The organism is Mycobacterium sp. SMC-4, from assembly GCF_050205565.1.
Taxonomy (GTDB): domain Bacteria; phylum Actinomycetota; class Actinomycetes; order Mycobacteriales; family Mycobacteriaceae; genus Mycobacterium.
Window position 1 is genome coordinate 1 of the sequence record NZ_JBNMQU010000018.1, and the last position, 12066, is coordinate 12066.

Below are 12066 nucleotides of genomic sequence, written 5' to 3' on the forward strand. Positions count from 1 at the left end.
ATGCTTCAACGACATGACCGAACTGCTGGTCCCCGAACTGCAACGCCGCGGCCGCTTCCGCACCCGCTACCCCGGCACCACCCTGCGCGAAAGCCTGCAGGAGTACTGAGCCGCACGCACTGAGTTGGCTGACGGTCGGGCCGGTCTGGCCCGACCGTCGGTCCGGCGTGCCCGAAAACGCGACAAGTTGAGGTAGGCGTGTCCACACACAATCCCATGACGGTGCCCGACACCGTCCGCGCACCAGGCGTACCAGCGCCGGCCGGCGCCGGGTTCTTCCGCCGGGTGCCACCCGGTCTGTTCGCCTCGGTGATGGGCACCGGGATCGTCGCGACGTTGGCCACTCGATTCGAGTGGGCCTCGCCGGTCTTCCGCGAATTCGGCACGGCCGTATGGCTTCTGGCCGCCGTCTGGCTGATCATACTGTCGATCGGTCTGGTCGGCGAGTGGACCTTGCACCGACACGACGCGGTGCAGACCGGTCGCACTGACGCGGCACTCCCGTTCTACGGCACGGTGCCGATGGCGATCCTGACCGTCGGTGCAGGGACGCTGCTGTACGGGCCGGCAGTGCTCGGCCCTGCCGGCCCCTGGATCGCCGCGGGCCTGTGGACGGTCGGCACCGTCCTGGGCGTGATCACCGCCGTCGGCGTGCCGATCGCGGCGGTGCTGTCCGCTGACGGACCGGGCGACTACGCGTTGCCCTGCTGGATCCTTCCCGTGGTACCGCCGATGGTCTCGGCCACCACCGGTGCGGGTCTGCTCGGGCACATCGATTCCGAACCGATGCGTACGGCGATGCAGGCGTTGTGCTACGGATTGTTCGGCATGGCACTGGTTTTGGCACTGATGACGCTGACGATGATCTACCACCGCCTGCTGCACATCGGTACGCCGGTCGCCGGGACCGTCCCGACGGTGTGGATTCCGCTCGGCGTCATCGGACAGTCGATCGCCGCGGCCAACCTGCTCGGCCTCGGGAACAGCTCGGCCACGGTGGCCGGCGCCGCCGTCGGTCCTGTGCTGCGGACGGTGGGTATCGGCTTCGGTGTCGTGATGCTGGGTTTTGCGCTGTTCTGGATTCTGTTCGCCTCGGCGCTCACTGCTCACGGCACCGAGCCGGGAACGCCGTTCTCGCTGAGCTGGTGGAGTCTGGTGTTCCCGATCGGTGCCACCACGCTGGGTCTGTCAGCGCTGGGTGAGGCCGCGGATTCCCGTGCACTCGAGGTGTTTTCGCTGTGTCTCTACGGTGCACTGGTCCTCATCTGGGCGGTGGTCGCCACCCGTTCGCTCATCGGCGGGCACCTGTGCTGGTGGCGCTCCCGGCTGTGATCGTCTGTCAGCTGGGACGGCGGGCCGCGCGCAGCTCGGTCCAGAATCGTGCGGCTGCCCGGATCGAATCCTCGACAGGCCCTGGCTGCCAACCCAATTCGGTGCGCGCCTTGGCGCAGTCCAGCGGCGCCTCGGCGCGCATCAACCGCAACGATTGCAGGGACAACCGTTCGTCGGTGCGCTTGATCCGGCCACGCAGGCTGCCGGCCGCGGCCATCGCCCAGGACAGCGGCAGCGGGATCGTCTTCGTCGGCGGGGACACCCCGGCGGCTTCGGCGGCGATGCGGACGACCTCGGTGTTGGGGATCATCTTCTCCGACACCAGGTAACGGTGTCCGGGGCGGCCACGCTCGGCGGCGAGCAGCATCGCCCGCGCCGCGTCTTCCACGCCGACGGCCTCGAGTTCGATGCCGCCCATCACGAACGGCAGCTTGCCGAAGGCGGCACCGGCGATGATCGCACCGTGCGGGGTGCGTCCCCAGTCGCGCGGACCGTAGGTCGTCGACACGCACATCGCGACCGCCGGCAGCGCACGGCGCTGCGCGTAGTCGAGCACCAGGTTCTCCCCCTGTACCCGGGAACGCACGTACGGCGTCAGACGGCGGTCGCCGATGACGTCGGCTTCGGTGGCGACGCGGCCGCGCTTGCGTCCGACGGTGACGTAGCTGCTGGTGTAGACGAACTTCTTCAGCCCGGGCGCGATCTCGGACTCGGTGGCGATCTCGCAGACGTTACGGGTGCCGTCGACGTTGGTGCGGAACAGCGGTGCCGGGTCGCGCAACCACCCCCGAGCGTCGACGACGCAGTAGTACACCACGTCGACACCGGTCATCGCTTCCCGCAGAACGTCATTGGTGAAGATGTCGCCGTGATGGCGGGTGACGGGGAGGTCGTCGATACCGATCGTGGCGGCACCCGGTCGCACCATGACGCGGACGTCCTGGCCGTCGGCGACCAGCGCCCTGGTGACGTGGCTGCCGAGAAAACCGTTGGCGCCGATGACCAGTGCGGTCACCGCTGCCGCCCGTAGGTGGCCAGCCACTCGGCGGCCTCGGCGGGCAGCGTGCCGTGTTGCTCGGCCAACTTGCACCACTTGACCGTGGCCGCGACGAACCGCAGCGGGTTGTAGACGTCCTCCTGCCGGGACCATTTCCCGTCTCCGGCATAGGTCAGTATCGAGATGTTCGTGGCGCTGATGATCGTGCCGTCACCCGGGTCGCGCATCGGGTTGTCCAGCTCGCAGATGACGCGGCCGGTGGCCTCGTCGATCACATGCCAGAGCGACGGGAACGACGTCATGTAGCTGCCCGGGAAGCTGCCCATGGTGCGCCAGATCCACGGACGGACTTCCTCGCGTCCGCGCATGGTGCCGGCGGCATGCTCGATGTACAGGACGTCCTCGGCGTACTGGTCGACCCACGGATCCCAGTCGCGAGTACGCGCCGCTTCGTCGACGGTAGCCTCGAACGCAGCGAACGCCGACTCGAGTTCGGCGCGGGAAAAGGTGTTGGCCGTCACACCGAAAAATAGAACACGTTCCAGCTGTCGTTGTCGAGTACGGGTCAGGGCGCGCTGCGGACGGCGCGCATGCCCAGCGGCTGCTGCAACGGCACGTCGATCGCACCGACCAGCGCGATGAGGATGCAGGCGCGGTCGCCGAGATGGGGCAGCGTGCCCGTACGCAGACTGACGACCACTTCGTCGGGGCGCTCTTCGGCCGTCGCGGTCGCTCCGTAGCACTGCGGGGTTCCGCTGGTGAAGTACAGCCGTACCGTGCGATCGTCGGGCAACCGGCTGAAGGCCTGCGGCCGCACCAGATAGGCATCGACGATCTCGGGTTCGTCGACGAACACCGTCACCGCCGGATCCGCGGGGATCTCCGGCACGTCCACGGCCGGTTGCGCCGCGGCGGGCGCAGCCCCCACCAGCATCAGCACCGCTGAAGCGACGATCGTTGCACGCACAGTTCTCGATTAAAACGGTCCGCCACCCGGTTGTACAGGCGCCGGTAGCCTGGCACCTATGAGCGACTACAAGCGTGCCGTACTGGCCGGCGGCTGTTTCTGGGGCATGCAGGACCTGATCCGCAAGCAGCCGGGCGTCGTGTCCACCCGTGTCGGCTACACCGGCGGCAGCAACGACCACCCCACCTACCGCAACCACCCCGGCCATGCCGAGGCCATCGAGATCATCTACGACCCCGCGCAGACCGACTACCGCGCGCTGCTCGAGTTCTTCTTCCAGATCCACGATCCGACGACGAAGGACCGGCAGGGCAACGATGTCGGCACCAGCTACCGCTCGGAGATCTTCTACGTCGACGACGACCAGCGCCAAGTCGCGCTGGACACCATCGCCGACGTCGACGCTTCCGGGCTGTGGCCGGGCAAGGTCGTCACCGAGGTGAGCCCGGCGGTCGACTTCTGGGAGGCCGAGCCCGAGCACCAGGACTACCTGCTGCGCTACCCGAGCGGCTACACGTGCCACTTTCCGCGTCCGGGCTGGAAGCTGCCGAAGCGCAGCCAGGTCTGATCAGCTCAGCGGCTGCAGCCTGATCCGCCGCTCAGCGGCGCCGCCGCAGCGTCACGCGCCCACCGTCCTTCGGTGTGAAGGCCACTCCGCGTGAGTGCGCCTTCTCGCCGGGGGCGGTGGTGGTCTCGACGGTGAACTGCCGGAGCACCGTCCGCAGAACGATGTCCATCTCCACGTTGGCGAACACCGCACCGACGCAGCGTCGGGTACCGCCGCCGAACGGGATGTGGGAGAACGTGTTCGGCCGCTGACCGAGGAACCGCTGCGGATCGAAACGTTGCGGGTCGGGATATTCCTGCATGCGTTGGTGCACCTGGTCGATCGCCACCACGATCGAGTAGCCGCGCGGGATCACCCACTCGCCCAGCTGGAACGTCGGCGCATAGACGTGGCGACCGGCGAAGTCGATGACGGTGCGGGACCGCTGCACCTCCAACAGCGTCGCCTGGCGGTACTCGTTGCCGTCGGTATCCGCTTCGGCCACAAGCCTTTCCAGCACCTCCGGGTGGCGACTGATGCGTTCGAACACCCACCCCATGGTCGCCGCGGTGGTCTCGTGCCCGGCCGCCAGCAGGGTCAGCAGCTCGTCGCCGATATCTTGGCGCGACATCGATGAGCCGTCCTCGTAGGTGCTGCGCAGCAGCAGCGCGAGTACGTCGTCGCGTTCGGTGAAGTCGGGGTCGGCCAGGACGTCGTCGATGAGTCGCTCGATGACCTCGTCGTACTGACGCCGGTAGGCCGCGAGCCTGCCCCACGGGCTGAACCGGCCATAGGTGCGCGCAGGGGTGGGCAGCACCGCGAGCTTCGAACCGAGCGTCACCCACGGCGGGATGATGCGGCGCAAATCGTCGAGATGGGCACCATCGGCGCCGAACACTGCGCGCAGGATCGCGTTCAGCGTGATCCGCATCATCGGCTCGAGAATCTCGAAGGGCCGGCCCTCCGGCCAGTTCGCGGCTTCCCTCAGGGTCTCCTCTTCGAAGATCTTCTCGTAGTTCTTGATGCTGCGGCCGTGGAACGGCGGGGTGAGCAGTTTGCGACGGCGGCGGTGGTCGGCGCTGTCGAGCGCGAACACCGATCCGGGTCCGAGCACGCGTGACAGGTTCGGCTGGATGTTGCCGACTTCCTCGGTGTCGGCCATGAACAACTGCTTGGCCAGCGCCGGGTCGGCGACCATGACCGTCTGTCCGAAGACCGGCAGATGCATGGTGAACACGTAGCCGGTGCGCCGCACGATCTGGGCGAGCGTCCACTTGCGGGACACCGTGAAGCCCACGGACTGCACCAGGCGGGGAATGCGCGGGGCCGGGGGCAGCCGGACCTGGGGTGCGGGGGTGGCTGCGGTGATCGTCGACTCGCTCATGGGGACTCCCGATCAGTACCGTGGTACAGCGAAGTACCGGAGATCTTTCGGGTACGGTACCCCGTGGTACCAAGCGGCACAAGACCGGTTCGGGCGGGAGGGTGACGTGGCGACAAGCTCGACATTGCCCGCGGTGGTCGACCGTCTGCTCGACGGTCTGGCTGCGGCGATCGGTGACCGCGGCTATCGCGACACCACCGTCGCCGACATCGTCCGTCATGCCCGCACGTCCAAACGCACGTTCTACGAACAGTTTTCCGGCAAGGACGAGTGCCTGGTCGAACTGCTGCGCCGCAACAATGCCGAGCTGATCGACACCATCCGCGCCGCCGTCGATCCCGATGTCGACTGGCAGACCCAGATCCGCCAGGCCGTCGAGGCCTACGTCGGGCACATCGAGGCCCGCCCTGCGATCACACTGAGCTGGATCCGCGAGGCACCCGCGCTCGGCGCGGCGTCGGCACCGCTGCACCGGCACGCGATGACCAGCCTGGCTGACATGCTGATCGGGCTGACCGCGAGCCCGGGGTTCGCCCGCGCAGGGTTGTCGCCGGTGCAGGCACCTGTGGCCCTCATCCTGGTCGGCGGATTACGAGAGCTGACCGCGCTGCACGTCGAAGACGGCCGCAACATGCGCGACCTGGTGGAGCCGGCGGTCGACGCCGCCACGGCTCTGCTCGGCGCCCGCTAGAGCCGCGTCAGCTGCTGCGAAGCGACCCCGGCAGGCCGGAGATCCGCTCCAGAACGCGCATCGACCCGGTCGCCCGGACTTCCCGGAAATCTCCGGAATCCATTGCGCGACAGTAGATATGGTACGGCGCCTGACCGCCGTCGGCCGGGTCCGGGAACACGTCGTGGATGACGAGGGCACCGCCGACGTCGACCCACTTGGCCCAGCCGTCGAAGTCGCGGTTGGCGGCTTCCTCGGTGTGGCCGCCGTCGATGAACAGGAACCGCAGCGGAGTCCGCCACCCCCGCGCCACCACCGGCGAGCGGCCCACGATCGCGACGACGTAGTCGTCGAGCCCGGCGGCATCGAGGGTGTGGCGCATGGTGGGCAACGTGTCGAACAGCCCGGTCACCGGATCGACCAACGACTCGTCGTGGTACTCCCAGCCGGCCTGATGTTCCTCGGACCCGTGGTGGTGGTCGACGGTGTAGATCAACCCGCCGGTCTGCTGCGCCGCGGCACCGAGCAGAATGGTGGAACGACCGCAGTACGTGCCGATCTCGACGCCGACGCCGTCCGCGAGGTAGGCCACGGCCGTGTCGTAGAGAGTGCGCCCCTCGTCGGCCGGCATGAAGCCGGTGACCCGCTCGGCGAGGTCGAACAACGCGGCAGTCTCGGGAGGCAGCGCGGTATCGGTACCCATGCCGCACAACTTACCGTTGCTGACCCCAGGGGGTTGTAGTAGCGTCCGGACATGTGTCCGATCCGGCCCTGGAGTCGACTCGGCGCAGGCTGACGGCCCGGCAGGCCGACACCGTCGACCGGCTGGGACGGGCCGCGGTCGACCTGCTCACCCGCGAAGGCTTCGCCGGCATCACCGTGCGGCGTGTGGCCGCGGCCGCGGGTGTCGGATCCGCCACCGCCTACACCTACTTCTCCTCCAAAGAGCACCTCGTCGCAGAGGTGTTCTGGCGCCGGCTGGCCAATTCCCCGGAGGTGGAACACGAGTCCGGTGACGCGGTGACCCGCGTCGTCGAAGTGCTCGCGCACATTGCGATGCTGGTCGCCGGCGAGCCCGAGTTCGCCGGCGCGGTGACCACGGCGCTGCTCGGCAAGGATCCCGACGTCGAAGTGCTGCGCCAACGCATCGGCCGCGACATCCGCGACCGGCTGTGTGCCGCGCTCGGCCCGGACACTGATCCCGACGTCGTCGACTCACTTGAGATGCTCTACGCGGGCGCCCTCGTGCGTGCCGGAATGGGTTACGACTCCTACCAGGAGATCGCAGCTCGGCTCGAGAAGTCCGCGCGGCTGATACTGCGCTAGTCCATTCTGGGCTCGGCTTTTTGTCGGTCTTCGAATGTATGTTCGAAGTATGTCGGGTAGTGAGCTGCAGGCCGCGGTCGCCGCGTTGCGGGCCGCCTTTGAGGAGGTGGGCGCCTGTGATGTTGATTTGTTGACCCGACCCGAGCTGGTTGACGCCCTCGATGAACTCGAGGCGTTGGGGTGTCAGTTGCCCACGATGAGTCACCGTCTACTGGCCCGGTTGCAGGCCGAGGCGACACCCCAGTCGATGGGGGCCAAGTCGTGGAAAGAAGTGCTGACCGTGCGCTGGCGCATCTCGGCGCGTGAGGCCCGTCGGCGGTTGGCTGAAGCCGCGGTGTTGGCGCCGCGGCAGTCCTTGATCGGGCCGGCCTTGGCGCCGGTGTTGGCCGCGACTGCGGCCGCTCAAGCGCACGGGTTGATCAATGCCGAGCATGTCGAGGTCATCCGTCGGGCTGTTGATCGGTTGCCCGGTTTCGTCGATACGGCCACCCGTGAGCAGATTGAGGTGGATTTGGTGCGCACCGCGGTCGGGGTGGGTCCCAAGGAACTCCACGATGTCGCTGAGCGCGTCCTGTTCTTGTTGGATCAGGACGGCCCCGAACCCGATGACACGGAACGTGCCCGTAAACGCGGAATCTCGCTGGGTAAGCAGCGCGACGATGGGATGTCGGCGATTTCTGGGGAGTTGACGCCGGAGGCGCGGGCGGTGTGGGAAGCCATTTTCGCCAAGTTCGCCGCACCCGGGATGTGCAACCCCGACGATCCCGAACCGTGTACCTCGGGCACTCCGTCGCAAGCCCAGATCGACAACGATTACCGCAGCCTGGCCCAGCGTCAGCACGACGCGCTGGTCGCGGTCGGGCGTATCGCGTTGATGAGCGGTGAGCTCGGTCAACTCAACGGTCTGCCGGTGTCGGTGATCATCCGCACCACCCTGCAGGACTTGGAGTCCCGGGCCGGGGTCGGCACCACCGGCGGCGGCACCATCATGCCCATCAAGGACGTGATCCGGCTGGCCTCGCATGCCAACCACTACCTGGCGGTGTTCGACCGCGCGACCGGATCGGCGCTGAATCTGTTCCGCACCAGACGGATAGCGTCGCCGGCGCAGCGGATCATGCTGATCGCTCGTGACGGCGGCTGCACCAAACCGGGTTGTACCGTGAGTGCCTATGGCTGCCAAGCCCACCACGGGTCGACTGACTACTCGCGCGGTGGGAACACCAACGTCGACGAACTGGCCCTGGCCTGCGGATCTGACAACCGCAGCGTCGACGAGGGTGGCTGGAGCACCCGAATCAACGACCGCTGCGAAGTCGAATGGATCCCACCACCCCAATTGGATACCGGCCAAGCCCGGGTCAACTACTACCACCAACCCGAACGACTCCTACGCCCACCTGACGAACCAGAAGCGTTCGGGGACAACGCGACTGCGGCGTCAGCCGACGGTACAGAGGAGGCTGACCCTGGGCCGGGCGTCGAGCTGCCCGCCGACGGTACCGGGGCGAGCGATGACGAGCCGGGTGCCGAGGCGCCCACCGACGATCCCGACGAACCCGGCGGACCCGCACCACCCGACAACCGGGTGGCCTGAGGTCTACGGCCTTTCGACGACGAGCACGACGAATGTCCTGCGCGGCGGCTAACGCTCGCTGGTGGCGCACTCGCAGTCGTAGTCGCCCTCCAGCCCGGTTGGCAGGTCTACGCCGCGGAAGATCCCGCTGCCGGGCGTGGCCGACGACAACGCATCGGCGGCCAGGATCACCGCCGCGCCCGTCCAGGTGGTGCGCTCCACCGGCCAGCGCTTGCCGTCGGCGTACACCAGCCCGGTCCAGTAGGAGCCGTCCTCCTCACGCAGATGATGCATGGCCGCGAACTGCTCGTGCGCGCGATCGTGCTGGCCGATCGCCTCCAAAGCCATGACCAGCTCACAGGTTTCGGCGCCGGTGACCCACGGGCGGTCGTCGACACAACGGATACCGAGGCCGGGCACGACGAAGTCGTCCCAGCGTTGGTCGATGCGGGTGTGCGCCCGCTCGCCACGCAGTGCACCGCCGAGCACCGGGTAGTACCACTCCATCGACCAACGGTCCTTGACGGCGAACGCATCAGGGTGATCGGCGATGGCGTGGCCGAGCCGACCGACGGCCAGTTCCCACTCCGGCTGGGAGTCTCCGACGTAGTCGGCCAGCGCCAGGGCGCACCGCATCGCGTGGTGGATGCTTGCGCACCCGGTCAGCAGGGCCTCCTCGGTGGGGCCACCAGGCCCGCGACCCCAAGCGATCTCACCTGTGCCGCACTGCAATTCGAGTACGAAGTCGATGGCCTTGGCCACCACCGGCCACATGGTGACCGCGAAATCGCGGTCCCCGGTGACCAGCACGTGGTGCCAGACTCCGGTCGCGATGTAGGCGCAGAAGTTGCTGTCGCTGTTGGCGTCTTCGACCACACCGTCGCGCAGCTGGATCGGCCAGGTCCCATCGGGCCGCTGGTTGACCCGCGACCACTCGAATGCCCGGCGGGCGGGTTCGATCAGCCCTGCCGCCGTCAGCGCCATCGCGTTCTCGATGTGGTCCCACGGGTCGGTGTGCCCACCCACCGACCACGGGATCGCCCCGCTGGATTCCTGCGTCGCCGCGATCGACTCGGCCGTCTGCAGACACTGAGCCGCGGTGAAAACACCGGGGACGCTGGGAATGTCGGACATCAGCTCGATTGCGGCTTCTCGAAATACAGGGCCACGCTCTTCCCGATGACCGGGTTGAGCAGCGACTCGGCTGTGCGAGTGAGCCACGGGCAGTCGATCATGTCCCACACCAGCAGCTTGTGGTACGCGGTCACCGCCGGATGGTCGTTCTTCTCGGTTCCCACAGCGCATTTGAGCCACCAGTACGGTGAGTGCAACGCATGCGCGTGGTGGGTGTGGATCAGCTCGAGGCCGTGCTTGAGCACCTTGTCCCGGAGCTCGTCGGCCCGGTAGATGCGGATGTGCCCGCCCTCGTTGGCGTGGTACTCGTCCGACAGCGCCCAACAGATCCGCTCCGGAAGCCAGCGGGGAACCGTGATGGCAAGGTGCCCACCGGGTTTCAGTACGCGAACCAACTCGGCGATGGCCCGCTCGTCCTCGGGGACGTGTTCGAGGATCTCCGAGGCGATCACGCAGTCGAAGGTGCCGTCGGCGTACGGCAGGTCGAGCGCGTCACCCTTGACCACCTCGGCCGACGCCGACGCGGGCACTTCGCCCTGCTGCTTCATCGCCTGCAGGATCTCGTCGACATCGTTGAGATCCGAAGCGTTCTGGTCGAATCCGATGACATCGGCACCTCGGCGGAACGCCTCGAAGGTGTGGCGGCCGGCGCCGCAGCCGACGTCGATCACCTTGGTGCCTGCACCGACTCCCAGCCGGTCGAAATCGACGGTCAGCATGCCGCAACCCTTCCGCACGCGCGTTCGTAGACCGCAACCGTCTGTGCGGCAACCGATTCCCAGCTGAACACTTCCAGTGCGCGCTGGCGGCCGTTGTCGCCGAGGCGGCGCAGCTCGCGCGGGGAGTCCAGCAGATCGCCGAGCACGGCGGTCAGTTCGTCGACGTCGGCGGGTGTGACCAGCCGCGCGCACTCGCCGTCGGGTCCGACCACCTCGGGCAGTGCACCGGCCCGGCTGGCGACGATCGGCGTGCCGCTGGCCATGGCTTCCACCGCCGGCAGCGAAAAACCTTCGTACAGCGACGGAATGCACGCCACCTCAGCCGAAGCCAGCAGCGCGGCCAGCTCGGTGTCGGACAGGCCGCTGGAGCTGTGCACGATGTCGGAGATACCGAGCTCGGCGATCAGTTTCTCGGTGGGCCCGTTGGGTTCCAGCTTGGCGACCAGCTGCAGCTCCAAATCGCGTTCGATGCGCAGACGTGCTACCGCGTGCAGCAGGTGACTGACGCCTTTGAGCGGAACGTCGGCACTGGCGATCGCGATGATGCGGTTGCGCACCCGCTCGGCCGCGGGCTGGAACAGCGCGGTGTCGACGCCGAGCGGCACCACGTGCAGCTGCTGCGGATCGACCGCGAAGTCTTCGGCGATGTCGGCGGCCGACGTCGACGACACGGTGACCAGCTCGGGGATCTGCCGCGCCACCTGCTTCTGCATCTCGGCGAAGGCGTACCACCGGCGTACCAGCGGCTTGCGCCACCACTTGGCGGCCTCGATCTCGACCACGCGGTCGCGGGTGATCGGGTGGTGCACGGTGGCCACCACCGGGAGGCCCGTCGCGGCGATGTCCAACAGTCCCGTGCCCAGGCACTGATTGTCGTGCACCACGTCGAAGTCGTCGCGGCGGTCGGCCAGCAGGCGCGCGACGCGCTTGCTGAACGTCTTGGGTTCCGGGAAGCCGGCCGTCCAGGTGGTCAGCAGTTCTTCGAGGTCGATGCTGGTCTTGATCTCGCTGGGCCGCGGGATGCGGAACGGGTCCGGCTCGCGGTACAGGTCCAGGCTCGGCACCTTGGTCAGGGTGACCCGCGGGTCCAGGCCCTCCGGGTACGGCTGTCCTGAGAACAGTTCCACCTCGTGGCCGAGCTCCACCAGACCGCGGCTCAGGTGGCGGACGTAGACGCCCTGGCCACCGCAATGGGTCTTGCTGCGGTAGGACAGCAGTGCGATGCGCATGGTCAGCTCACCGCTTCGACGGCGCGCACCGACGCGCTGGTCCAGGCTGGGAAGCCGCCCTGAGCTGCCCGAATCGATTGGAGCAAGGAATCCGAACCCTCCTGGACATGTGTCCAGACTATAGTTTGACGTGCTAGGAGACGCAATGCGGCGCCAGCTTCTGACTATCACAGTCGCCGGCCAGC

Annotated in this window: 13 protein-coding genes; 5 read left to right on the forward strand and 8 right to left on the reverse strand. The window is 67.7% G+C overall.

Annotated features, from left to right (window positions below; all coding sequences use genetic code 11):
- Positions 1-216: 216 nt before the first annotated feature.
- A complete protein-coding gene (locus tag ACQI46_RS24765) occupies positions 217-1332 on the forward strand; it encodes a TDT family transporter (protein ID WP_427096697.1) in 1116 nt (371 codons plus the stop codon).
- 7 nt (positions 1333-1339) lie between these two features.
- Here the strand turns inward: ACQI46_RS24765 and ACQI46_RS24770 are convergent, their stop codons facing one another.
- Genes ACQI46_RS24770 through ACQI46_RS24780 form a run of 3 tightly spaced genes read right to left on the reverse strand, consistent with a single transcriptional unit; the run spans position 1340 to position 3296 of the window.
- Positions 1340-2347, reverse strand: a complete 1008-nt coding sequence (locus ACQI46_RS24770; RefSeq protein WP_427096698.1) for an NAD-dependent epimerase/dehydratase family protein — start codon at positions 2345-2347, stop codon at positions 1340-1342.
- Complete coding sequence (locus ACQI46_RS24775) at positions 2344-2850, reverse strand: nuclear transport factor 2 family protein (RefSeq protein ID WP_427096699.1); 507 nt, start codon at positions 2848-2850, stop codon at positions 2344-2346. Before ACQI46_RS24775 ends, ACQI46_RS24770 begins: the two co-directional genes overlap by 4 nt.
- A gap of 44 nt (positions 2851-2894) precedes the next feature.
- On the reverse strand, positions 2895-3296 hold the full coding sequence (locus ACQI46_RS24780) for a hypothetical protein (protein WP_427096700.1): 402 nt from the start codon (positions 3294-3296) through the stop codon (positions 2895-2897).
- 58 nt (positions 3297-3354) lie between these two features.
- On the opposite strand from ACQI46_RS24780, the gene msrA reads away from it, so the two are divergent.
- Positions 3355-3864 (forward strand): peptide-methionine (S)-S-oxide reductase MsrA, encoded by a 510-nt coding sequence (msrA, locus tag ACQI46_RS24785; RefSeq protein WP_427096701.1) that lies wholly within the window; start codon positions 3355-3357, stop codon positions 3862-3864.
- 31 nt (positions 3865-3895) lie between these two features.
- Here the strand turns inward: msrA and ACQI46_RS24790 are convergent, their stop codons facing one another.
- Entirely contained in the window at positions 3896-5227 is a 1332-nt protein-coding gene (locus ACQI46_RS24790) for a cytochrome P450 (protein ID WP_427096702.1), read from the reverse strand.
- A gap of 106 nt (positions 5228-5333) precedes the next feature.
- Between ACQI46_RS24790 and ACQI46_RS24795 the strand changes: the two genes are divergently transcribed.
- A complete protein-coding gene (locus ACQI46_RS24795; protein ID WP_427096703.1) occupies positions 5334-5918 on the forward strand; it encodes a TetR/AcrR family transcriptional regulator in 585 nt (194 codons plus the stop codon).
- A 7-nt stretch (positions 5919-5925) separates the two neighbouring features.
- Here ACQI46_RS24795 and ACQI46_RS24800 read toward each other — a convergent pair whose 3' ends face one another.
- On the reverse strand, positions 5926-6600 hold the full coding sequence (locus tag ACQI46_RS24800; RefSeq protein WP_427096704.1) for a class I SAM-dependent methyltransferase: 675 nt from the start codon (positions 6598-6600) through the stop codon (positions 5926-5928).
- 53 nt (positions 6601-6653) lie between these two features.
- Between ACQI46_RS24800 and ACQI46_RS24805 the strand changes: the two genes are divergently transcribed.
- Both ACQI46_RS24805 and ACQI46_RS24810 read left to right on the forward strand, forming a co-directional pair.
- On the forward strand, positions 6654-7223 hold the full coding sequence (locus ACQI46_RS24805; protein ID WP_427096705.1) for a TetR/AcrR family transcriptional regulator: 570 nt from the start codon (positions 6654-6656) through the stop codon (positions 7221-7223).
- A gap of 34 nt (positions 7224-7257) precedes the next feature.
- The gene (locus tag ACQI46_RS24810; RefSeq protein ID WP_427096706.1) at positions 7258-8820 is read left to right on the forward strand and encodes an HNH endonuclease signature motif containing protein; all 1563 of its coding nucleotides are present in this window, start codon (positions 7258-7260) and stop codon (positions 8818-8820) included.
- A gap of 48 nt (positions 8821-8868) precedes the next feature.
- On the opposite strand, the gene ACQI46_RS24815 is transcribed toward ACQI46_RS24810, so the two are convergent.
- Genes ACQI46_RS24815 through ACQI46_RS24825 form a run of 3 tightly spaced genes read right to left on the reverse strand, consistent with a single transcriptional unit; the run spans position 8869 to position 11881 of the window.
- Positions 8869-9933, reverse strand: a complete 1065-nt coding sequence (locus tag ACQI46_RS24815; protein WP_427096707.1) for a prenyltransferase — start codon at positions 9931-9933, stop codon at positions 8869-8871.
- The gene (locus ACQI46_RS24820; RefSeq protein ID WP_427096708.1) at positions 9933-10652 is read right to left on the reverse strand and encodes a class I SAM-dependent methyltransferase; all 720 of its coding nucleotides are present in this window, start codon (positions 10650-10652) and stop codon (positions 9933-9935) included. Before ACQI46_RS24820 ends, ACQI46_RS24815 begins: the two co-directional genes overlap by 1 nt.
- Complete coding sequence (locus ACQI46_RS24825; protein WP_427096709.1) at positions 10646-11881, reverse strand: glycosyltransferase family 4 protein; 1236 nt, start codon at positions 11879-11881, stop codon at positions 10646-10648. The genes ACQI46_RS24820 and ACQI46_RS24825 overlap by 7 nt, the downstream gene beginning before the upstream one ends.
- Positions 11882-12066: the final 185 nt, after the last annotated feature.